Consider the following 23305-nt stretch of genomic DNA (forward strand, 5'->3'; position numbering starts at 1 on the left):
AAAATAAGCCTGTCGACTTTGTTAGATTTGATGAGCAGAATTTACGCTTTTTTACGTCGACCTGTTTATTTAATCAGTACATCACGGAAATAAAATGGGCGGGCAGCATAATACTGCCCGTTACTCATTTAACTTTTCTGCTTAATTGTCCGCGACGGTATAAATTACGACGAATGCGGGTTAAACCCGGTTTCGGTTTTCTGGGTTCATCCAGCGAGGCTAAAACTAATTCCAGTACACGCTCTGCCACGTCACGATGACGCTGACCCACCGCCAGTACCGGACACTCAAGAAAGTCCAGTAATTCGTGGTCGCCAAAGGTAGCAATAGCCAGCTCGGTCGGCAGCCTTCCGTCACGTTTCAGCGTCACATCCATGACACCCTGCAGCAGACCAAATGAGGTGGTAAACAGCGCCTCCGGCATCGGGTGATCTTCAAGGTATTTTTCAAACAGCGCGGCAGCGGCTGTGCGTTCGAAGCTGTTGCAATAGATATAGTCAATCGGACGGGGATCGTCTTTCCAGGCATCGCGGAACCCCATCTCCCGCAGGAAACTTACTGAGAGCTCAGGTAACGCGCCAAGGAACAGCACATTTTTAACCTCAAGCTGACGCAGTTCAGCGGCCAGCGTCTGTGCATCATCCTGATCGGCACCCACTACGCTGGTAAAATGTTCACGATCCAGCGCGCGGTCTAACGCAATAATCGGCAGGGGATCGTTGATCCAGCGCTGATAAAAGGGATGCTCTGGCGGTAATGAGGTAGAGACGATAATCGCATCGACCTGCCGCTGTAACAGATGTTCAATGCAGCGCATCTCGTTATCAGGCTGGTCTTCAGAACAGGCGATCAGCAGCTGATAGCCGCGCTGACGCGCCTGGCGCTCCAGATAGTTCGCAATACGGGTATAGCTGGTATTTTCCAGATCGGGAATCACTAACCCAATGGAGCGCGTTCGCCCGGCGCGTAGCCCGGCAGCCACCGCATTAGGGTGATAATTATGCTCACGTACCACCGCCATGACTTTCTCAACGGTTTTGTCGCTGACACGATACTGCCGCGCTTTACCATTGATCACATAACTGGCCGTGGTGCGCGACACGCCTGCCAAACGCGCAATTTCATCCAGTTTCACGATAACCCCACCATCAAATCCGCTTTAACGGCAAAAATAGCCGCAGTTAAGCTATGGATAACTTATGACTATCATCTAACAGCAGAAAAGTGCGCGGAGCAACCGCTTTTCTGAATGTAACCCGCCTGGCGCATAAAAAATAAAAAAACCCGGCATTTCGCCGGGTTAGGTGAGGATTGATGATGACGGAGCGTAATTAACGCATGATGCGATCGCCACGTGAAACGCCCACGATCCCGGAGCGTGCCACTTCAACAATTTCGGCAACATCGCGGACGGTATTCAGGAAGGCGTCCAGTTTGTCACTGGTGCCTGCAAGCTGAACCGTGTACAGCGTCGGCGTCACGTCAATGATCTGACCGCGGAAGATCTCGGCGTTTCGTTTCACCTCTTCACGGCCATAACCGCTGGCCTGAATCTTCACCAGCATGATTTCGCGCTCAACATAGGCACCCTGCCCCAGTTCGGTAACGCGCAGCACATCCACCAGCTTGTGCAGCTGCTTTTCAATCTGCTCCAGCACCTTCTGATCGCCCACCGTCTGAATGGTCATCCGCGACAGCGTCGGATCGTCGGTCGGTGCCACAGTCAGGCTTTCAATGTTATAGCCGCGCTGCGAAAACAGACCGACGACACGGGATAATGCGCCGGATTCGTTCTCCAGCAGAACTGATAAAATGCGACGCATAATTATGTCCTCTCCGTTTTGCTTAACCACATCTCATCCATGCTGCCACCGCGAATCTGCATCGGGTAAACGTGCTCGCTACCGTCAACGGTGACATCCACAAACACCAGACGTCCTTTCGCCAGCGTTTCCAGCGCCAGCGTCAGCTTCTCTTCCAGCTCAGCCGGATGTTCAATCGCGATGCCGACATGACCGTAGGCTTCCGCCAGACGCACGAAGTCAGGCAGCGACTCCATATAAGACTGGGAGTGACGACCGGAATAGATCATATCCTGCCACTGCTTCACCATGCCCAGCACCCGGTTATTCAGGTTCAGCACCAGCACCGGCAGATCGTACTGCAGTGCGGTAGAGAGCTCCTGAATGTTCATCTGGATACTGCCATCGCCCGTTACGCAGATGACGGTCTCTTCCGGCAGCGCCATCTTCACGCCCAGCGCAGCAGGCAGGCCAAAGCCCATGGTGCCCAGACCGCCGGAGTTGATCCAGCGGCGCGGTTTGTCGAAAGGATAATAGAGCGCAGCAAACATCTGATGCTGGCCCACATCCGACGTGACGTACGCATCGCCTTTGGTCAGACGGCTGATGGTTTCAATCACGGCCTGGGGCTTAATTTTGTCGCTGGTGCGATCAAACTCCAGGCAGTGACGACTGCGCCAGCCTTCGATCGCCTGCCACCAGTCGGGCAGGCTCTCAGCACGCGATGGCGTGTCGCTTTGCGCCAGCAACTCCAGCATCTGCTGCAGTACCTGTTTCGCATCGCCCACAATCGGAATATCCGCCGCAACCGTTTTGGAAATAGAGGTAGGGTCGATATCGATGTGCATCACCGTGGCGTCAGGACAATATTTTGCCAGGTTATTAGTGGTGCGATCATCGAAGCGAACGCCAATACCAAAAATCAGGTCGGTATTGTGCATCGTCATGTTGGCTTCGTACGTGCCGTGCATACCGAGCATGCCGACGCACTGACGGTGGGTACCCGGAAACGCGCCCAGGCCCATCAGCGAAGTTGTCACCGGAATATTCAGGCTTTCGGCCAGCTGTAACAGTTCCGCTTCGCAGCCAGCGGTGATGGCCCCGCCACCCGCGTAAATCACCGGCTTCTTCGCGGCCAGCAAGGTGGTCAGCGCGCGCTTAATCTGCCCTTTGTGGCCCTGAATGGTCGGGTTGTAGGAGCGCATGCTTACTGAATCCGGCCAGTGATAAGGCAGTTTATTAGCCGGGTTCAGAATATCTTTTGGCAGGTCGATCACCACCGGTCCCGGACGTCCGCTGGAGGCCAGCCAGAACGCCTTTTTCAGTACGGTTGGGATCTCTTCGGTGCTTTTTACCAGGAAGCTGTGCTTCACCACCGGACGAGAGATGCCGACCATGTCGCACTCCTGAAAAGCATCATAGCCAATCAGCGACGAGGGAACCTGACCCGACAGGATCACCAGCGGAATCGAATCCATATAGGCGGTAGCGATACCGGTAATCGCATTGGTTGCACCGGGTCCCGAGGTAACCAGCACCACGCCAACTTCACCAGTAGCACGCGCAAGACCGTCAGCCATATGCACCGCGCCCTGCTCATGGCGCACCAGAATGTGATCGATACCCCCGACGGTTTGCAGCGCATCATAGATATCTAAGACTGCGCCACCCGGATAACCGAATACCTGCTTAACGCCCTGATCGATTAACGAACGGACGACCATTTCGGCTCCTGACAACATCTCCATCTTCTGCCTCCAGGCTTGAGGACCCGGCCCGGTTACTACGCCCGTGGGTGTGTAACACGTTGCCCTGGTGCCTGCTTTGCCAATCAAAATCTTATGTTTATGCACGACAGCGAAAACATGTGCCGCTGTCCTGTTACAGAGAAATCTGTTGAGTTCATTGTTCTGAGAGTAGGTCAATTACCATAACCGCAGTTAACCGGGCAGGCAAACCGCAAACCCGCGTAAATTAAAAGGCCGGGACGTAAAGGCTCTGCCTGATAAGAATTGGCTGCGCGGAATAAACTAATTACGTCGCAGAACCGCAGACGAAAATGCTAAGTAAGAAATTATTTTCAGCGTGATATAAGAAATAACGAAAACTTATTACCGCCTGCAATAGCCCACAATCCCCTGACGCTTTTCTTTTCTGGCGTAATTAACCAGTAAATCACGCAAGGGCATTCGATTATGCTAACCGACAGGTGATAAACCCTGTGCCAACGCTGGACACACAACCAATAAACCTATTAATTTTCAATAGAATAAACCTTTAATCAGCTCGCAAAAGGCGGCATTCCGGGGCTGATTGCTTACGCAGTGACTGACGCGCTGTTCATTACGCTGCCTGACCGTTAAATAACAGAATATCTTCCTTCATCCTCCCGGATAATACCCCTGCATTGAAGGTTGACATCCCTGAGCGATTCCAGTACCAATATGTACAGCACAACATTTTATAAGGTTTGAATCCATGTTTCGTTCTGTTCGCCTTCTCGGTCTACTACTAAACGCACTCAGCTTGCGCGGTAGGCTTGTGGGCGGAATCAAACACTGATTCAAACCTGCTGAAAGTTAAAAACCCGCGCCTGTCGCGGGTTTTTTTATGCTCGTTGCCAGGCCCGAAAAAAGCAAAAGGATGAATACGATGAGCCAGCAAGTCATTATTTTCGATACCACTCTGCGCGATGGTGAGCAGGCATTACAGGCCAGCCTGAGTGTGAAAGAAAAATTGCAGATTGCCTTAGCGCTGGAGCGTATGGGCGTGGATGTGATGGAAGTGGGTTTCCCGGTCTCCTCACCAGGCGACTTTGAATCAGTACAGACCATTGCGCGCACCATCAAAAACAGCCGGGTCTGCGGGCTGGCGCGTTGTGTGGAGAAAGACATCGACGCGGCATACGAATCACTGCGCGTTGCCGAAGCCTTCCGTATCCATACCTTTATCGCGACGTCACCCATGCACATCGCGACCAAACTGCGCAGCACATTGCCGGAAGTGATTGAGCGTGCGGTACATATGGTAAAGCGTGCGCGTAACTACACCAGTGACGTTGAGTTCTCCTGCGAAGATGGCGGCCGTACCCCGATTGATGACCTGTGCCGGATGGTTGAAGCGACGATTAACGCCGGTGCGACCACCATCAACATCCCGGATACCGTTGGCTATACCCTGCCAGGCGAATATGCCCACATCATCAGTGAGCTGATGAACCGTGTTCCTAACATCGATAAAGCGATTATCTCTGTGCATACCCATGATGACCTGGGCATGGCGACCGGTAACGCCCTGGCTGCCGTTCAGGCCGGCGCGCGTCAGGTTGAAGGCACGATGAATGGCCTGGGTGAACGAGCCGGTAACTGTGCGCTGGAAGAGGTGATCATGGCGATTAAAACCCGTCAGCAGATCATGAACGTGCACACCACTATCAATCATCAGGAAATCTATCGCACCAGCCAGATGGTCAGCCAGATCTGCAACATGCCGATTCCGGCTAACAAGGCAGTCGTCGGTTCCAACGCCTTCGCCCACTCCTCCGGTATTCATCAGGATGGCGTGCTGAAGAATCGCGAGAACTACGAAATCCTGACGCCAGAGTCGATTGGCTTGCACAAAATCCAGCTGAACCTGACCTCACGTTCAGGCCGTGCGGCGGTAAAACATCGCATGGAAGAGATGGGCTATGCCGAGCAGGATTACAATCTGGATACGCTGTATGACGCCTTCCTGAAGCTGGCCGACAAAAAAGGCCAGGTTTTCGATTACGACCTGGAAGCGCTGGCCTTCATCAACAAACAGAATGAAGAGCCGGAGCATTTCCAGCTGCACGAATTTAACGTCCAGACCGGTTCCGGCATCACCGCCACCGCCTCTGTGAATCTGGGCTGCGGCGATGTCGCTAAATCGGATGCCGCCACCGGTAACGGTCCGGTTGATGCGGTCTATCAGGCGATTAACCGCATCACGCAGTTTGACGCTGAGCTGGTTAACTACAAGCTGACTGCGAAAGGCCACGGCGAAAACGCACTGGGTCAGGTCGATATCGTTGTGAGCTACAACGGCCGCAAATTCCACGGCATTGGTCTGGCGACCGATATCGTCGAGTCCTCTGCGAAAGCGATGGTCAACGCCCTGAACAATATCTGGCGTGCCCGTCAGGTTGAACAAGAATTGCAGCGCAAATTTAAAGATCAGAAGGAAACCGTATAACCATGTCCACCTCCTCTCATATCGCAGTTTTACCCGGTGACGGTATCGGCCCGGAAGTGATGGCCCAGGCGATGAAAGTGCTGGATGCCATTCGTCAGCGCTTTGATATGCAGATTACCACCCAGGAATATGCGGTCGGCGGCATCGCTATCGATCAGCATGGCGAACCTCTGCCACCGGCGACGGTTGCAGGCTGCGAACAAGCCGACGCGATCCTGTTTGGTTCCGTTGGCGGCCCGAAGTGGGAGCATTTACCACCGGCATCACAGCCGGAACGCGGTGCGCTGCTGCCGCTGCGCAAGCATTTTAAGCTGTTCAGTAACCTGCGTCCGGCAGCGCTCTATAGCGGACTGGAAGCCTTCTGCCCGCTGCGCGCCGATATCGCCGCAAAGGGCTTCGACATTCTCTGCGTGCGTGAACTGACCGGCGGCATCTATTTTGGTCAGCCGAAAGGACGCGAAGGCAGCGGCCCGGAAGAGCGTGCTTTTGATACTGAGATCTATCACCGTTTCGAAATTGAGCGCATCGCACGTATTGCGTTTGAATCGGCGCGCAAACGTCGCAACAAAGTCACCTCGGTGGATAAAGCCAACGTGCTGCAGACCTCGGTGATGTGGCGTGAAATCGTTAATGAAGTGGCAAAAGAGTACCCGGACGTGCAGCTGAGCCACATCTATATCGACAACGCCACCATGCAGCTGATTAAAGACCCGTCGCAGTTTGACGTGCTGCTCTGCTCCAACCTGTTCGGTGACATTCTCTCTGATGAGTGCGCCATGATCACCGGCTCGATGGGCATGCTGCCGTCAGCCAGCCTGAATGAAGCGGGCTTTGGCCTGTTCGAACCGGCGGGCGGTTCAGCGCCGGATATCGCCGGTCAGAACATTGCTAACCCGGTCGCCCAGATTCTGTCGCTGTCGCTGCTACTGCGTTACAGCCTGAATGCCGATGCGGCAGCCGACAGTATCGAACGCGCCATCAGCCGTGCGCTGGAACAGGGTTACCGCACCAAAGATTTAGCCGGTGATGGCCCTGCGGTCAGCACAGATGAGATGGGCAGCATCATTGCCCGCTTTATCGCCGAGGAAAAATAAAAGAATGAAAACCTTATACCAGAAGTTATTTGATGCACATGTCGTCCACGAAGCGCCGAACGAAACGCCGTTACTCTACATCGATCGTCACCTGATCCATGAAGTGACCTCGCCACAGGCCTTTGATGGCCTGCGCGCACACGGACGTAAAGTCCGTCAGCCGGGCAAAACCTTTGCCACGATGGATCACAACGTCTCTACCCAGACCAAAGACATCAATGCGTCGGGCGAGATGGCGCGTATTCAGATGCAGGAGCTGATGAAGAACTGCGAAGAATTTGGCGTACAGCTGTATGACCTGAATCACCCATTCCAGGGCATCGTCCACGTTATCGGTCCTGAGCAGGGTATGACGCTGCCGGGCATGACCATTGTGTGCGGCGACTCGCACACCGCCACCCATGGGGCATTCGGCTCGCTGGCGTTTGGTATCGGCACCTCTGAAGTGGAACATGTGTTTGCTACCCAGACCCTGAAACAGGGTCGGGCGAAAACCATGAAGATTGAAGTACTGGGCCAGGCGTCCACCGGCATTACCGCCAAAGATATCGTGCTGGCGATCATCGGTAAAACCGGCAGCGCAGGCGGCACCGGCTATGTGGTTGAATTCTGCGGTCCGGCCATTCAGGCGCTGAGCATGGAAGGTCGTATGACCCTGTGCAACATGGCGATTGAGATGGGGGCGAAAGCGGGCCTGGTGGCACCGGATGACACTACCTTCAACTACCTGAAAGGTCGTCAGTTCTCCCCACAGGGCGAGAAATGGGAGCAGGCCGTTGAATACTGGCGTACCCTGAAATCTGATGAAGGCGCGAAGTATGATGCGGTAGTGACGCTGCATGCTGAAGAGATTGCACCGCAGGTCACCTGGGGTACCAACCCGGGTCAGGTGATTGCCGTTGATCAGCTGATCCCGAACCCGGCCTCATTCGCCGATCCGGTTGAGCGTGCCTCAGCGGAGAAAGCGCTGGCCTACATGAACCTGCAGCCGGGCATTAAACTGACCGATGTTGCGATTGATAAAGTGTTTATCGGCTCCTGCACCAATTCCCGTATTGAAGATCTGCGTGCCGCCGCCGCTATCGCCAAAGGCCGCAAAGTCGCGCCTGGCGTGGTCGCGATGGTGGTGCCAGGTTCCGGCCCGGTTAAAGCGCAGGCTGAAGCGGAAGGTCTGGATAAAATCTTCCTGGAAGCAGGTTTTGAATGGCGTCTGCCTGGCTGCTCAATGTGCCTGGCGATGAACAATGACCGCCTGAATCCGGGCGAGCGTTGCGCATCTACCAGCAACCGTAACTTTGAAGGTCGCCAGGGCCGTGGTGGACGTACCCATCTGGTCAGCCCGGCGATGGCCGCGGCGGCTGCCGTGACCGGCCACTTTGCCGACATCCGTGAACTGACGACAGGAGCTTAAGTCATGGCGAATAAATTTACTCAGCACACCGGCATTGTTGCGCCGCTGGATGCCGCGAACGTCGATACGGACGCGATCATTCCCAAGCAGTTTTTGCAGAAGGTCACCCGTACCGGTTTCGGTCAGCATCTGTTCCATGACTGGCGCTTTGAAGATGACGCCGGTACGGTGCCGACGCCCGGTTTTGTGCTGAACAAGCCTGAGTTCAAAGGCACCAGCATCCTGCTGGCGCGCGAGAACTTTGGCTGTGGCTCTTCACGTGAGCATGCGCCCTGGGCGCTGACCGATTTCGGTTTCCACGTGGTGATTGCGCCGAGCTTCGCGGATATTTTTTACGGCAACAGCTTTAACAACCAGCTGCTGCCGGTGAAATTAAGCGAAGAGGAAGTGGATGAGCTGTTCAGACTGGTTGCGGCCCAGCCGGGTATCAGCTTCACGGTCGATCTGGAAGCACAGACGGTCACCGCAGGCGATAAAGTCTATCCGTTTGAACTCGACAGCTTCCGCCGCCACTGCATGATTAACGGCCTCGACAGCATCGGCCTGACGCTGCAGCACGAAGCGTCGATTTCGCAGTACGAGCAGAATCAGCCCGCTTTTCTGCGCTGATTGAGTCAAAGAAGGGCGACATCGGGTCGCCCTGCTGTTACTGACAACGTCTGCTCTGGCCCAGCTGTAAGACCGAGCCTGCGAAGGGAACACGGTCAGATCGGAAAGTCGCTTAAACCATCCCTGGCCGCTCGGCCCGCGCCGTCCCTGGCGCGGGACGCTTTCCTCCTCTGCCCGTGTTCCCTGCGTGTGAAACTTGTCAGCTGCGGTCCGATTCACTCGGGTTTGAGTTTGTCAGCACTATGAGGGCGACATCCGGTCGCCCTTCTCTTTTATACGTCGCGCACCCGCGCCGACATCACCAGCGCCACAATCGCCAGCCCGAATGCCAGCCAGTAAACGGCCTCATGTCCCAGCCGCTCACTCAGCGTGCCCTGAATCACCCCGGCCAGAATCATGCCGGTCGAGATCGAATTGGTGAACATCGTGGTCGCTGCGCCAGGTCGTCCTGGCATCAGATCCTGAAACCACAACATCCCGATCCCCGCAATAATCCCGACAAATACCGCGTTAAACAGCTGCAACACCATCAGCGCGGTGCGGGAGTTGAACAGCACCAGCCCCAGGTAAAACAGCACGCCCGCCGCCACCGCGACCAGCATTAACCGCCGTTTGCCAATGCGGCGGGCGTAATGGCCCGCCAGCAGCATCACCGGAATCTCCAGCCCGGCAGCCGTCCCCATCAGCAGGCCGGCCAGCTTCTCCGGCAGTCCCAGCGTGGTGCTGATATAGAGCGGCATGTCGATGATATACATCGTGTTGCAGGTCCACATCACGACGGAGGCGATGAACAGCAACCGCACGTCCCGATCGCGCCAGCCGCTTATCGGCAGCCCGCCGCTTTGCATCAGCGGCTGCGTGCGTGGCACCGACGGCAGCGTAAACCAGACCAGCAGGATACAGATCAGAAACAGCGCGGCGGCCACCATAAATAGCGTCACAAAGCCGTAGTTCAGCGCCAGCGCGAACGAGAGCGGCGGCCCGATTACCCACGCCAGCGACAGCTGCGCACGCATCACCGAACTGAACATTACCGCTTCCCGTGCCGACTGATCGGCATACTCCCGCGCAAGCGCAAACAGCTGAGGCATAGAAACGCTGGCCAGTGCCGACAGCAGCACCCCCAGCGTCAGCAGGGTCAGATAGTGGCGGGTAAAGGCAAACAGCAGCGCATTCACCAGCGCCATCAGGCAGCAAAAGAGAATGATATGCCGACGATCGCCAACGCTGTCTGAGCGCTTAGCCACCAGCATACTCACCACGATACCGGCCACCGCATTGATGGTGAAAAACAGCCCGACCCAGAAGGGCCGCGCCTGTACCTCGCGCGTCAGAAACAGGCTGAGCGTCGGCGCCTGTAGTGCGCCCGCGATGCCCAGCATGAACGAGGCGACCATAAAAGCGAGGTAAACCGGATTGATGCGGCGCTGCCGCGTTAACAGCGATTTCATAGCGAAATCCCTTTCAGAACAAACAGAGGGGAAAAAGAAGGGTAGACGATACCGCGCAACATGAAAAAAGCCAGCAGAGATCATCTGCTGGCGGTGTAAATGCACCCTACTCAGAAAAGCACTCCACTGAACAGCGAAGTGAGGGTTGAACGCCATTCACTGCTGAATGCCTCCCGCTCTTGCCATAGCGCAAAGTTTGCACTTAAAATGAGGCAGAAAAAACAGAGCGCTTTTCACCGGGAGTTCCCCTTTTATGTCCTCATCACGTCTGAAGCAGCAGTTCATTCGCCTGTGGCAGAGCTGCCAGGGGCAAACGCAGGAGATTACCCTCAGCGAACTGGCTGACCTGCTGCATTGCTCTCGCCGTCATATGCGTAATCTGCTCAACCGGATGCAGGCTGCAGGCTGGCTGATCTGGCAGGCGGAAGCCGGGCGCGGCAGGCGATCGCAGCTCACCTTCTGCTACACCGGTCTGGCGTTGCAGCAGCAGCGTGCTGAGGATCTGCTGGAACAGGATCGCATCGATCAACTGGTCCAGCTGGTGGGCGATAAAAACCAGGTGCGGCAGATGATTGGGGCACACCTGGGGCGCAGTTTCCGCCAGGGCAAGCATATCCTGCGTGTGCTCTACTATCGTCCGCTGCTTAACCTGCTGCCCGGTTCGCCGCTGCGGCGCTCGGAAACGCATATTGCGCGACAGATTTTTAACGGCCTGACGCGGATAAATGAGGAAAACGGGGAAATCGAACCCGATATTGCGCACCACTGGCAGCAGACTTCCCCACTTCACTGGCGCTTCTTTGTGCGTCCGGCGATTCGCTTCCATCACGGCAGAGAACTGGAGATGGAGGATGTGCTCGCCACGCTGGAGCGTCAGCGCGCCCATTCACTCTTTTCCCATATCGCGCAGATCGACTCGCCCGCCCCCTGGACGCTGGATATCCGTTTAAGCCAGCCCGACGAGGGATTGCCCTGGCTGCTGGGCAGCGTCAGTGCGATGATCCTGCCGCGCGAATGGCCGACACTGCGTGATTTTGCCCGTCAGCCTGTTGGCACCGGTCCTTACCGGGTAATCCGCAATCAGGAGAGCCAGCTGAAGATCGAAGCGTTTGATGACTACTTCGGTTTTCGTGCCCTGATTGATGATGTCTCTATCTGGGTCCTGCCCGACATCAGTGATGAGCTGGTCTATGCCGGTGTCCGACTGCAGGGCGACAGCATCGATGAAGTTCAGGAGGAGAGCCGCCTTGAAGAGGGCTGCTACTATCTGCTGTTCGATCAGCGCTCAGAACAGGGCCGCAACGAGGCGGTGCGTCGCTGGGTCAGCTACCTGTTTAACCCCATCGCCCTGCTCAATCACGCCGGTGTCGGTTATCAGCGCTACTGGTTTCCGGCGTATGGTCTGCTGCCGCGCTGGCATCATCGCCGTGACCTGACGCCCGTGGAAAAACCGCCCGGCTTAACCCATCTGACGCTGACCTGGTACAGCCAGCACGTGGAGCACGAAGGTATCGCTAATGCACTGCGTCCGCTGCTGGCAGCGCATGGCGTCACGCTGGAGACCCGTGAGATCAGCTACGAAAGCTGGTATCAGGGCGAGGCGGAAAGTGATATCTGGCTGGGCAGCGTGAACTTCACCCTGCCGCTGAACTATTCGCTGTTCGCGCAGCTTTATGAGATCCCGCTGCTGCATCACTGTCTGCCGATCGACTGGCACGGCGATGCGGCCCGCTGGCGTGAGAAGACGCTGCCGCTGGCCGAATGGAGCAAGCAGTTAGTCGAAGAAGCCGGTCTGCATCCGCTGTTTCATCACTGGCTGCTGCTTGAAGGACAGCGCAGTATGCGCGGCGTGCGGATGAATACGCTGGGCTGGTTTGATTTTAAATCGGCCTGGTTCGCGCCACCGGCGCTGTGACGCTTTCGCCCCGGCGCTGAAATGACTAGAATGTGACGTTCTCAACGGGGTGCGGCCTGCCACAAGCAAGCCGCTGAGAGAGACCCGTCGAACCTGATTCGGTTAATACCGACGTAGGGATTTGAGAGGCCTCTGTGCTCAGATCCTTTGCGACTCATCCCCTATTCTCCTGAAGGAGCGCAAAGTGTTAAACAAAGTTCTGCCGGTGCTGCTGTTACTCTCCGCCCCCGTTCTGGCGGCTAAGCCGGTTCTCACGGTATACACCTACGACTCCTTCTCCGCCGACTGGGGCCCTGGCCCGGCGGTTAAAAAAGCCTTTGAAGCCCAGTGCGACTGCGAGCTGAAATTCGTCACGCTGGAAGATGGCGTGTCACTGCTGAACCGCGTGCGCATGGAAGGCAAAAACAGTAAAGCCGATGTGGTGCTGGGGCTGGATAACAATCTGGTGCAGGCAGCGCAGAAGACCGGTTTGTTTGCCGAAAGTCAGGTCGACACCTCGAAATTAAAACTGCCCGATGGCTGGCACAACACCACCTTCGTGCCGTTCGATTATGGCTACTTCGCCTTTGTCTATGACAAAACCCGGCTGAAAAATCCGCCAAAAAGCCTGAAAGAGCTGGTCGACAGCCCGGAGAAGTGGCGGGTGATCTACGAAGATCCCCGCACCAGCACGCCCGGCTTAGGTCTGCTGCTGTGGATGCAGAAGGTCTATGGCGATCAGGCTCCGCAGGCGTGGCAAAAGCTGGCGCAGAAAACCGTGACGGTGACCAAAGGCTGGAGTGAAGCCTATGGCCTGTTCCTCAAGGGCGAAGGCGATCTGGTGCTGAGCTACACCACCTCACCGGCTTATCACATCATCGAAGAGAAGAAAGAGAACTATGCTGCCGCGTCTTTTGCCGAAGGACACTATCTGCAGGTCGAAGTGGCCGCGCAGTTAGCCAGCAGCAAACAGCCCGCGCTGGCACAGCAGTTTATGAAGTTTATGGTCTCGCCTGACTTCCAGCGTACTATCCCCACCGGCAACTGGATGTACCCGGTGATCGACACGCCACTGCCTGCCGGTTTCTCGGCGCTCAGCGTGCCTTCCACCGCCCTGCAGTTCTCGCCGGAAGAGGTTGCCAGCCAGCGTTCGGGCTGGATTAACCAGTGGCAACGCGCCGTCAGCCGCTGATGCCGCGCTGGCTGATCCCCGGTTCCATTGCCACGGTGTTACTGACACTCGTGGCGTTTCTGGCCTTCGGTGCACTCTGGAGCGCCGCACCGGACACGGACTTACGCGGCGTGCTGCAGGATGACTACCTGCATCACGTTATCGCGTTCTCTTTCGCTCAGGCGCTGCTCTCCGCCCTGCTGTCGCTGCTGCCTGCGGTGCCGCTGGCGCGGGCGCTCTATCGACGTCGTTTCCCTGGCCGCCAGCTGCTGCTGCGCCTGTGCGCCATGACGTTGGTGCTGCCGGTGCTGGTCGCGGTGTTTGGCCTGTTGACCGTCTACGGTAGCAATGGCTGGCTGGCGCAGCTGTGCCAGATGGCAGGGCTAGGTTATCACTTCTCGCCCTATGGTCTGCCGGGCATTTTGCTGGCGCACGTCTTCTTTAACCTGCCGCTGGCGACCCGCCTGATGCTGCAGGCGCTGGAGAGCATCCCGGCGGAACAGCGTCAGCTGGCGGCTCAGCTCGACCTGCGCGGCTGGCACCATTTTCGTCTGCTGGAGTGGCCGTGGCTGCGGCGTCAGCTGCTGCCGACCGGCGCGCTGATCTTTATGCTCTGTTTCGCCAGCTTTGCCACCGTGCTGTCACTGGGCGGCGGCCCGCAGGCCACCACCATTGAGCTGGCGATATTCCAGGCGCTGAGTTATGACTACGATCCCGGACGTGCGGCGCTGCTGGCGCTGATCCAGCTCGGCTGCTGTCTGACGCTGGTGCTGCTCAGCCAGCGCTTCAGCAAGGCGATTCCTGCCGGAACCAGTCAGCTGAACGGCTGGCGCGATCCGCAGGATTCCCGTGCAGCACAGCTGATGGATGCGCTGCTGATCGGGCTGGCGCTGATCCTGCTGCTGCCTCCGCTGGCGGCGGTCATTGTCGATGGCCTGCACGGCGGACTGCGTGGCGCGCTGGCGCAACCTGCACTGTGGCAGGCCACCTTTACCTCACTGCGCATCGCCATGGGTGCCGGTTTACTCTCAGTGGTGCTGACCATGATGCTGCTGTGGAGTAGCCGGGAACTGCGTCTGCGTCAGCGTCCGGCGGCAGCACAGTTGATCGACACCAGCGGCATGCTGATTCTGGCAATGCCAGGCATTGTGCTCGCCACCGGCTTTTTCCTGCTGTTCAACGCCACCATCGGCCTGCCCGAGTCGGCCGACGGGCTGGTGATCTTTACCAATGCGCTAATCGCCATTCCCTATGCGCTGAAAGTGCTGGAAAACCCGATGCGGGATGTCGCAGAGCGCTACGGCAGACTTTGCGATTCACTGGATATCCACGGCTGGAACCGGCTGCGGCTGATTGAGCTGCGAGCGCTGAAACGTCCTCTGGCCCAGGCGCTGGCCTTTGCCTGCGTGCTGTCGATTGGTGATTTTGGCGTGGTGGCGCTGTTTGGCAATGCCGACTTCCGCACACTGCCGTTCTACCTTTATCAGCAGATTGGCGCCTATCGCGGTGCAGATGGCGCGGTCACCGCTCTGCTGTTGCTGCTGCTCTGCTTATTGCTGTTCACGCTAATGGAAAAATTACCAGGCCGCCATGCTGACACTTGATAACCTCACTTACCTTTATCAGCATCTGCCGATGCGCTTCAGCCTCACTGCCGCGCGCGGCGAGCGCATCGCGATTCTCGGACCCAGCGGGGCGGGTAAAAGCACCCTGCTGAGCCTGATTGCTGGTTTTCTGCCGGTGAAACAGGGCACCCTGATGATTGACGGTCAGGAGCACACCCACAACGTCCCGGCCAGACGACCGGTTTCGATGCTGTTTCAGGAGAACAACCTGTTTCCGCACCTCAGCGTACAGCAGAACATGGCGCTGGGGCTGCATCCGGGATTAAAACTCAGCGCTGGGCAGCGTCAGCAGCTGACCGTACTGGCCGACCAGGTGGGATTAGGCGATCTGCTGGCCCGTCTGCCAGGCGAACTGTCAGGCGGACAGCGTCAGCGCGTGGCGCTGGCTCGCTGTCTGCTGCGTGACCGGCCGGTGCTGTTGCTGGATGAGCCGTTTTCTGCGCTCGACCCGGCGCTGCGTGGCGAGATGCTGCAACTGGTGCGTTCGGTGTGCGAAACGCGCAGCATCACGCTGCTGATGGTGTCGCACAGTCTGGAAGATGCACAGCAGATTGCGCCGCGCAGTGTGGTGATTGTGGATGGACGGGTTTACTGGGATGGCGAGACCCGACAGTTGCTGTCGGGCGAGACGCGGGAGGCAGAAGTCCTCGGCATCCCGCGTCGTTAAGCGTCAGGCGAAGAACACCTGCCACAGCAGATGACGGAAAACCGGCATCATCGGATGGAACTGAATACCCACAAACGCCGCAACGGCGATCACCAGCCCCAGCGGTCCTGCCCAACGCAGGCGCTCAGGCGGCAGCCAGGCAGTGGCCCAGTCGCGGCTCTTGCCGCTGCGCCACCAGCGCCAGCATAACCAGCCACCCAGCCAGATCAGCAGGGCTGCGCCGAGTAACAGCCACTTAAAGCTGCTGCCCTGCGCGGCTTTCGGCACATCAATCGCCACACCCGCCAGAATCCCGGGCAGCAGATAGAGCGGCGGCCAGAGGATGCAGCCAATAATGTTCGGCGGCAGGAATTTACGCACCGGCAGCTCCAGCATACCGGCCGCCAGCGGAATCAGCGGACGTGTCGGCCCCACAAAGCGCCCGACCAGAATCGTAAACATGCTGTGCTGATGCAGGGCGTGCTCGGTTTTATCCAGCAGGCCTTTATATTTTTGCAGATACTTCCAGCGATGCAGCGGCCCCTGGAATTTCCAGCCGATGCCGTAGGAGACCCAGTCACCAATCAGACAGCCGGCAAAGCCCGCCGCCCAGGCAGGATAGAGACCAAGCTCGCCACTTCCGACCAGCGCGCCCAGACTGGCCATCATTACCGTACCTGGCAGCAACAGCCCGACCAGCGCCAGCGACTCCAGAAACGTCACCAGCGCAACGGCAAACAGCGCCCACTCCAGGGACTGCGTAATCAGTTGTTGAATCCAGGCTTCCATAATCATCCTAAGTAAAAGCAGAAGGCTGGATTGTCCAGAGCCAGCCACACAGCGTCAAGGCAAGAATTGTAGGACAATGTTGACAAAAGCGGCGGCGGGAACTGTATAAATATCCATGATATACTTAAGCAGTTTTTTCATCCCTGAATTGCTGAGTCCGGAGAACATCTGAATATGGCCCGCGCAGGTTTTCTGCTCACCCGCCACTGGCGCGATAGCCCGCAAGGCACCGAAATTATCCTCTGGCTCGCCACGGATGCTGGCGCGCAGCGCGTGGTACTGCCGGTACAGGAGTCCGTTGCGTTTATTCCCGAGGAGTTTCAGGCGCAGGTCAGCGAATTACTCAAAGATGAACGTCAGTTTCGGATTCAGTCGCTGGCGCTGAAAGATTTCCGCCGCCGCCCGGTTTTTGGCCTCTACTGTCCACAAAACCGTCAGCTACAGCGCATCGAAAAGCGGCTGCGCGAACAGGGTATTCCGGTCTATGAGGCGGATATCCGCCCGCCGGAGCGCTACCTGATGGAGCGTTTTATTACCGCGCCGGTCTGGTTTGACGGCGAGCAGCGCGGCGACAGCGTGGTCAATGCGCGGCTCAAACCCCATCCCGATTATCGCCCGCCGCTGAAATGGGTCTCGCTGGACATTGAAACCACGCAGCATGGCGAGCTTTACTGCATCGGGCTGGAGGGTTGCGGTCAGCGCCAGGTCTTTATGCTCGGCCCGCCAAACGGTGATGCCAGCACGCTGGACTTCGAGCTGATCTATCTCGACAGCCGCCCGCAGCTGCTTGAAGCGCTGAACCAGTGGTTTGCAGAGCATGATCCGGACGTGCTGATTGGCTGGAACGTGGTGCAGTTTGACCTGCGTGTGCTGCAGAAGCATGCCGATCGCTACGGCATACCGCTGCGTCTTGGCCGCCAGCAGGCCGCCGTGGAGTGGCGTGAACATGGCTTCAAGCCTGGCGTTTTTTTCGCGCAGGCCAGCGGCCGGTTGATTATTGACGGCATCGACGCCCTGAAATCGGCGTTCTGGGATTTTCCGTCATTCAGCCTGGAGTCGGTGTCGCAACAGCTGCTGGGTGAAGGGAAAGCGATTGATAATCCCTGGGATCGCATGGAGGAGATCAACTGGCGCTTTGCCAACGATAAACCGGCGCTGGCACGCTACAACCTGAAAGACTGCGAGCTGGTGACGCGCATTTTTCACAAAACGGCGATTATGCCGTTTCTGCTGGAACGTGCGGCGGTGAATGGCCTGGCTGTTGATCGCCACGGCGGTTCGGTGGCGGCTTTTGGTCATCTTTATATTCCCCGGATGCATCGCGCCGGGTTTGTCGCCCCGAACATGGGTGATGTCGCCCCGGAAGCCAGCCCGGGCGGCTATGTAATGGATTCGCGTCCCGGCCTGTATGACTCGGTGCTGGTGCTGGATTACAAAAGCCTCTATCCGTCGATTATCCGCACCTTCCTGATCGACCCGGTGGGTCTGGTTGAGGGACTGGCCCATCCGGATGATGCCGATTCAGTGGAGGGTTTCCGCGAAGCGCGCTTCTCACGGCATACCCACTGCCTGCCCGCGATTGTTGAGCAGATCTGGCTGGGTCGTGAGGCGGCGAAAAAGCAGAACAATCAGCCGCTGTCCCAGGCGCTGAAGATCATCATGAACGCCTTTTATGGCGTGCTGGGTACCAGCGCCTGCCGCTTCTTTGATCCGCGTCTCGCCTCCTCGATTACCCTGCGCGGTCACGCCATCATGCAGCAGACCCGCACGCTGATTGAAGCGGAAGGCTATGACGTTATCTATGGCGACACCGACTCCACCTTTGTCTGGCTGAAGTCGGCGCACAGTGAAGAAGATGCTGCCGTGATTGGTCAGCAGCTGGTGCAGAAAGTAAATGACTGGTGGCGTGATCACCTGCAACAGACGCAGGGGCTGACCAGCGCACTGGAGCTGGAGTATGAAAGCCACTTCTGCCGCTTCCTGATGCCGACCATTCGCGGCGCGGAACAGGGCAGCAAGAAACGCTACGCCGGACTGATTCGTGACGCTGCTGGTGAGCGCATGGTTTTCAAGGGGCTGGAGTCGGTGCGAACCGACTGGACGCCGCTGGCCAAACAGTTTCAGCAGCAGCTCTACCATCGCATTTTTCACCGTGAGCCGTGGCAGGACTACATTCGCAACACCGTAGCGCAACTGCTGGCGGGTGAACTCGACGATCAGTTGATCTATAAAAAGCGTCTGCGGCGGCCGCTGAATGAATATGAACGAAACGTGCCCCCGCATGTGCGTGCCGCCAGGCTGGCCGATGAGCAGAATCGTAAATTAAACCGGCCATTGCAGTATCAGAAGGGAGGCCGTATTCGTTACGTTATGGCGACGGCAGGCCCGGAACCACTGGAAGCGCGCAGCACGCCGCTGGACTATGACCACTATGTAACGAAGCAACTTCAGCCGGTCGCTGAGGGGATTCTGCCCTTTGTTGAAGGGGACTTTGCTACACTGATTACAGGGCAACTGGGGCTTTTTTGACAGGTGACGAACGCCCTGCCATCCAGTACCATAGCGCCCTTCCTGAAACTCACCGCTCTTACTCCCGCTCCAGACCTCGTTTGTCTGGCGGTAACGCTATTGCCTGAGCTTTGGGAACACCTCTAAAAACGTTAAAATTCGAGCAAAAAATATATGGTTTTTACATTAGGTCAGCGCTGGATTAGTGATACGGAAAGTGAACTGGGACTGGGCACCGTGGTGGCGATCGATACCCGCATGATCACCCTGCTGTTTCCGGCCACAGGGGAAAACCGCCTCTATGCCCGCAACGATTCGCCGGTTACCCGCGTCATCTTTAATCCGGGTGATACCATCACCAGTCACGAAGGCTGGCAGATGCGCGTCGATGAAGTACGCAACGAAAATGACCTGATGACCTATATCGGTACCCGGCTGGATACCGAAGAAAGCGACGTGATGCTGCGCGAAGTGATGCTCGACAGCAAACTGGTGTTCAGTAAGCCGCAGGATCGCCTGTTTGCCGGCCAGCTTGACCGGATGGATCGTTTCGCCCTCCGCTTCCGCGCCCGTAAATACCAGAGTGAGCAGTACCGCCTGCCGATCAGCGGCTTACGCGGTATGCGCACCAACCTGATCCCTCACCAGCTGCATATCGCCCACGATGTCGGCCGTCGTCATGCGCCGCGCGTGCTGCTGGCCGATGAAGTTGGCCTGGGGAAAACCATTGAAGCCGGGATGATCATCCAGCAACAGCTGCTGGCAGGTCGTGCTGAGCGTGTCCTGATCGTGGTGCCTGAAACCTTACAGCACCAGTGGCTGGTCGAAATGCTGCGCCGCTTCAACCTGCGCTTTGCGCTGTTTGATGACGATCGCTATACCGAAGCGCAGCACGACAGCGACAACCCGTTTGAAACGGAACAGCTGATTATCTGCTCGCTGGACTTTGTGCGCCGTAACAAACAGCGCCTTGAGATGCTGGCCGATGCCGAATGGGATCTGCTGGTAGTGGATGAGGCGCACCATCTGGCCTGGTCAGAAGGCGAGCCAAGCCGCGAATATCAGGTTATCGAAAAGCTGGCCGAAAAAACTGCCGGGGTTCTGCTGCTGACCGCAACACCCGAACAGCTGGGTATGGAGAGCCACTTCGCCCGTCTGCGCCTGCTCGACCCGGACCGTTTCCATGACTTTGCCGCCTTTGTAGAAGAGCAGCAGCATTTCCGTCCGATTGCTGATGCCGTCACGGCGCTGCTGGCGGACAACGCGATCTCCCAGCAGGAGATGAATCGGATCAACGATCTGGTCGGCGAGCAGGACATTGAGCCGCTGTTGCAGGTCGCCAACAGTGACCGTGATGGCAAGCTGGAGGCGCGTCAGGAGCTGATCTCCATGCTGATGGATCGCCACGGCACCAGCCGCGTACTGTTCCGTAATACCCGTAATGGCGTTAAAGGCTTCCCGAAACGCGAGCTGCACCAGATCCGCCTGCCGCTGCCTGCGCAGTATCAGACGGCGATTAAAGTCTCCGGCATTATGGGTACGCGCAAAAGCGCCGAGGAGCGGGCGCGTGACCTGCTCTACCCGGAGCAGATTTATCAGGAATTTGAGGGCGACAGCGGCACCTGGTGGAACTTCGACCCGCGCGTCGAATGGCTGATGGGCTATCTCACCAGCAACCGTAAAGAGAAAGTGCTGGTGATCTGCGCCAAAGCCGCCACCGCGCTGCAGCTGGAGCAGGTGCTGCGTGAACGTGAAGGCATCCGCGCCGCAGTGTTCCACGAAGGTCTGTCGATTATTGAACGTGACCGTGCTGCCGCCTGGTTCGCCTCAGAAGAGAACGGCGCGCAGGTGCTGCTGTGCTCCGAGATCGGTTCAGAAGGCCGTAACTTCCAGTTTGCCAGCCGTCTGGTGATGTTCGACCTGCCGTTTAACCCGGACCTGCTGGAACAGCGTATCGGTCGTCTGGATCGTATCGGTCAGGCGCACGATATTCAGATTCTGGTGCCGTGGCTGGAGCAGACCGCACAGGCGGTGCTGCTGCGCTGGTATCACGAAGGGCTGGACGCGTTTGAGCACACCTGCCCGACCGGCCGTACCATCTATGACAGCGTCCATTCACAGCTGATCGGCTATCTGGCCGCGCCGGAGAACAATGAAGGCTTCGATGCGTTTATCACTGACTGCCGTAAACAGCACGACGCGCTGAAATTGCAGCTGGAACAGGGACGCGATCGCCTGCTGGAGCTGAACTCCAACGGCGGTGAATCAGCGCAGCTGCTGGCCAATGCCATCAGCGAGCAGGATAACGACACCGGTCTGGTAAGCTTCGCGCTTAACCTGTTTGATATTGTCGGCATCAATCAGGAAGATCGCAGCGATAACCTGATTGTGCTGACCCCTTCCGACCACATGCTGGTGCCCGATTTCCCTGGCCTGCCGGAAGATGGCTGCACCATTACATTTAACCGCGATCAGGCACTGTCACGCGAGGATACTCAGTTCATTACCTGGGAACACCCGCTGATCCGTAACGGTCTGGATCTGATCCTGTCAGGCGATACCGGCAGCAGCGCACTGTCACTGCTGAAGAACAAGGCGCTGCCGGTGGGGACGCTGCTGGTCGAGCTGATCTATGTGGTTGAAGCGCAGGCACCGAAGCATCTGCAACTGACCCGCTTCCTGCCACCGACGCCAATCCGTCTGCTGATGGATACCAAAGGCACTAACCTGGCGGGCAAAGTGGAGTTCGAAAGCTTTAACCGTCAGCTGAATGCGGTTAACCGTCACACCGCCAGTAAACTGGTGAATGCGGTGCAGCAGGATGTGCATGCGATTCTGACGCAGGCCGAAGAGAGCGTCGTCAGTGAAGCGCGTGCGGTGATTGATGCGGCACGTGCTGAAGCGAACGAGAAGCTGGGTGCCGAGCGTTCGCGTCTTAACGCGCTGAAAGCCGTCAACCCGAACATCCGCGACGACGAAGTTGAGGCGCTGGAAAGCAACCGCGAACAGGTGCTGGAAAGTCTCGACCAGGCCAACTGGCGTCTCGACGCGCTGCGCCTGATTGTGGTGACACACCAGTAAGCTCAGGGGCCTGGATGAATCTGGCCGCAACTGAGAAACTCAAAACGCAGGTAACACAGGCAGAAGAGGAAAGCGTCCCGCGCCATGGACAAAAACGCCGGGAGCGTTTTTGAACAACGCAAAGCGTTGGCCCGGTTTCGGGCGCACCTCAGGGATGAGGTGCGTAGCTGCGCGGGCCGAGCTTGTCAGGGATGACAGCTTTTGCGTCTTTCCGATCTGACTGTGTTTCCTGCGCTGGCACACTCTCACAGCTAATCAGACCAGACTTTGTCAACAATCTCAGCCGCATGGCCCCTTATTTTTGGAAAGCCCCATGGAACCTTACAATCCACCGCGTGAACCCTGGCTGCACATCCTTTATCAGGATGCGCATATCATGGTGGTGAATAAACCCAGCGGTCTGCTCTCAGTACCCGGTCGTCTGGATGAGCATAAAGATAGCGTGATGACGCGGATTCAGCGTGATTTCCCACAGGCGGAATCTGTCCACCGACTCGATATGGCGACCAGCGGCGTAATGGTAGTGGCGCTGACCAAAGCGGCGGAACGCGAGCTGAAACGCCAGTTCCGCGAACGGGAGCCTTCCAAAACCTACGTGGCCTGCATCTGGGGGCATCCTGAAAAGGAAGAGGGACTGGTTGATCTGCCGCTGATTTGCGACTGGCCAAATCGTCCAAAGCAGATGGTCTGCTTCGAGACTGGCAAAGCCGCGCAGACGGAGTATCAGGTGCTGGAATATCGGGCGGATAACAGTGCGCGCGTGTCGCTGAAGCCGATTACCGGCCGTTCACACCAGCTGCGGGTGCATATGCTGGCGCTGGGCCATCCGATTCTGGGGGATAACTTCTATGCGCACCCGGAGGCCAAAGCGATGGCAGCCCGTTTGCTGCTGCATGCGGAGTCACTGACCATTACTCATCCGGCATTTGGTAATGCCATGACGTTTCGTCAGCCCGCCGATTTTTGAGATGTCCGACCTGTCACCCTGGCCTCCTCTGTTGCAGAAGAG

Annotated in this window: 17 protein-coding genes and 1 riboswitch; of the genes, 12 read left to right on the plus strand and 5 right to left on the minus strand. The window is 57.4% G+C overall.

Annotation, left to right across the window (positions count from 1 at the left end):
- Window positions 1-124: 124 nt before the first annotated feature.
- From cra to ilvI, 3 genes are all read right to left on the minus strand, one after another.
- Window positions 125-1135, minus strand: coding sequence for a catabolite repressor/activator (gene cra / locus EGO56_RS15905; RefSeq protein ID WP_013356758.1), 1011 nt, complete (start codon window positions 1133-1135; stop codon window positions 125-127).
- A 196-nt stretch (window positions 1136-1331) separates the two neighbouring features.
- A complete protein-coding gene (gene ilvN / locus EGO56_RS15910; protein ID WP_010253849.1) occupies window positions 1332-1823 on the minus strand; it encodes an acetolactate synthase small subunit in 492 nt (163 codons plus the stop codon).
- A gap of 2 nt (window positions 1824-1825) precedes the next feature.
- Window positions 1826-3550 (minus strand): acetolactate synthase 3 large subunit, encoded by a 1725-nt coding sequence (gene ilvI, locus EGO56_RS15915; protein WP_135910107.1) that lies wholly within the window; start codon window positions 3548-3550, stop codon window positions 1826-1828.
- Between the two features lie 730 nt (window positions 3551-4280).
- Here ilvI and leuL point away from each other — a divergent pair.
- The 5 genes from leuL (at window position 4281) to leuD (ending at window position 9131) form a co-directional block, all read left to right on the plus strand.
- On the plus strand, window positions 4281-4364 hold the full coding sequence (gene leuL / locus EGO56_RS22700) for a leu operon leader peptide (RefSeq protein ID WP_099257765.1): 84 nt from the start codon (window positions 4281-4283) through the stop codon (window positions 4362-4364).
- Between the two features lie 90 nt (window positions 4365-4454).
- The gene (leuA, locus tag EGO56_RS15925) at window positions 4455-6017 is read left to right on the plus strand and encodes a 2-isopropylmalate synthase (RefSeq protein ID WP_033781852.1); all 1563 of its coding nucleotides are present in this window, start codon (window positions 4455-4457) and stop codon (window positions 6015-6017) included.
- Window positions 6018-6019: 2 nt separating this feature from the next.
- A complete protein-coding gene (gene leuB, locus EGO56_RS15930; protein WP_135910109.1) occupies window positions 6020-7111 on the plus strand; it encodes a 3-isopropylmalate dehydrogenase in 1092 nt (363 codons plus the stop codon).
- A gap of 4 nt (window positions 7112-7115) precedes the next feature.
- A complete protein-coding gene (gene leuC / locus EGO56_RS15935) occupies window positions 7116-8522 on the plus strand; it encodes a 3-isopropylmalate dehydratase large subunit (protein WP_013356753.1) in 1407 nt (468 codons plus the stop codon).
- Window positions 8523-8525: 3 nt separating this feature from the next.
- On the plus strand, window positions 8526-9131 hold the full coding sequence (gene leuD, locus EGO56_RS15940; protein WP_003854779.1) for a 3-isopropylmalate dehydratase small subunit: 606 nt from the start codon (window positions 8526-8528) through the stop codon (window positions 9129-9131).
- Between the two features lie 272 nt (window positions 9132-9403).
- Here the strand turns inward: leuD and EGO56_RS15945 are convergent, their stop codons facing one another.
- Window positions 9404-10582, minus strand: a complete 1179-nt coding sequence (locus EGO56_RS15945; RefSeq protein WP_135910111.1) for an MFS transporter — start codon at window positions 10580-10582, stop codon at window positions 9404-9406.
- A gap of 253 nt (window positions 10583-10835) precedes the next feature.
- Here EGO56_RS15945 and sgrR point away from each other — a divergent pair, with 253 nt between their 5' ends.
- The 4 genes from sgrR (at window position 10836) to thiQ (ending at window position 15939) form a co-directional block, all read left to right on the plus strand.
- Window positions 10836-12497 (plus strand): HTH-type transcriptional regulator SgrR, encoded by a 1662-nt coding sequence (gene sgrR, locus EGO56_RS15950; RefSeq protein WP_135910113.1) that lies wholly within the window; start codon window positions 10836-10838, stop codon window positions 12495-12497.
- Window positions 12498-12532: 35 nt separating this feature from the next.
- Window positions 12533-12635, plus strand: a riboswitch (TPP riboswitch).
- Window positions 12636-12681: 46 nt separating this feature from the next.
- Window positions 12682-13668, plus strand: coding sequence for a thiamine ABC transporter substrate binding subunit (thiB, locus tag EGO56_RS15955; RefSeq protein WP_135910115.1), 987 nt, complete (start codon window positions 12682-12684; stop codon window positions 13666-13668).
- Window positions 13644-15251 carry a thiamine/thiamine pyrophosphate ABC transporter permease ThiP gene (thiP, locus tag EGO56_RS15960; protein ID WP_135910117.1) on the plus strand — a complete coding sequence of 536 codons (1608 nt, stop codon included), beginning with the start codon at window positions 13644-13646 and terminating at the stop codon, window positions 15249-15251. The genes thiB and thiP overlap by 25 nt, the downstream gene beginning before the upstream one ends.
- Window positions 15238-15939, plus strand: a complete 702-nt coding sequence (gene thiQ / locus EGO56_RS15965) for a thiamine ABC transporter ATP-binding protein ThiQ (RefSeq protein ID WP_135910119.1) — start codon at window positions 15238-15240, stop codon at window positions 15937-15939. Before thiP ends, thiQ begins: the two co-directional genes overlap by 14 nt.
- A 3-nt stretch (window positions 15940-15942) precedes the next feature.
- Here thiQ and EGO56_RS15970 read toward each other — a convergent pair whose 3' ends face one another.
- On the minus strand, window positions 15943-16707 hold the full coding sequence (locus tag EGO56_RS15970) for a DedA family protein (RefSeq protein WP_135910121.1): 765 nt from the start codon (window positions 16705-16707) through the stop codon (window positions 15943-15945).
- A gap of 168 nt (window positions 16708-16875) precedes the next feature.
- On the opposite strand from EGO56_RS15970, the gene polB reads away from it, so the two are divergent.
- The 3 genes from polB to rluA all read left to right on the plus strand — a co-directional run bounded on the left by polB (window position 16876) and on the right by rluA (window position 23263).
- Window positions 16876-19236 carry a DNA polymerase II gene (gene polB / locus EGO56_RS15975; RefSeq protein WP_135910123.1) on the plus strand — a complete coding sequence of 787 codons (2361 nt, stop codon included), beginning with the start codon at window positions 16876-16878 and terminating at the stop codon, window positions 19234-19236.
- Window positions 19237-19389: 153 nt separating this feature from the next.
- On the plus strand, window positions 19390-22296 hold the full coding sequence (rapA, locus tag EGO56_RS15980) for an RNA polymerase-associated protein RapA (protein ID WP_135910125.1): 2907 nt from the start codon (window positions 19390-19392) through the stop codon (window positions 22294-22296).
- A 313-nt stretch (window positions 22297-22609) separates the two neighbouring features.
- Complete coding sequence (gene rluA / locus EGO56_RS15985) at window positions 22610-23263, plus strand: bifunctional tRNA pseudouridine(32) synthase/23S rRNA pseudouridine(746) synthase RluA (protein ID WP_013356744.1); 654 nt, start codon at window positions 22610-22612, stop codon at window positions 23261-23263.
- The last annotated feature ends 42 nt before the right edge of the window (window positions 23264-23305 follow it).

The organism is Pantoea vagans (genome assembly GCF_004792415.1).
Taxonomy (GTDB): Bacteria; Pseudomonadota; Gammaproteobacteria; order Enterobacterales; family Enterobacteriaceae; genus Pantoea; species Pantoea vagans.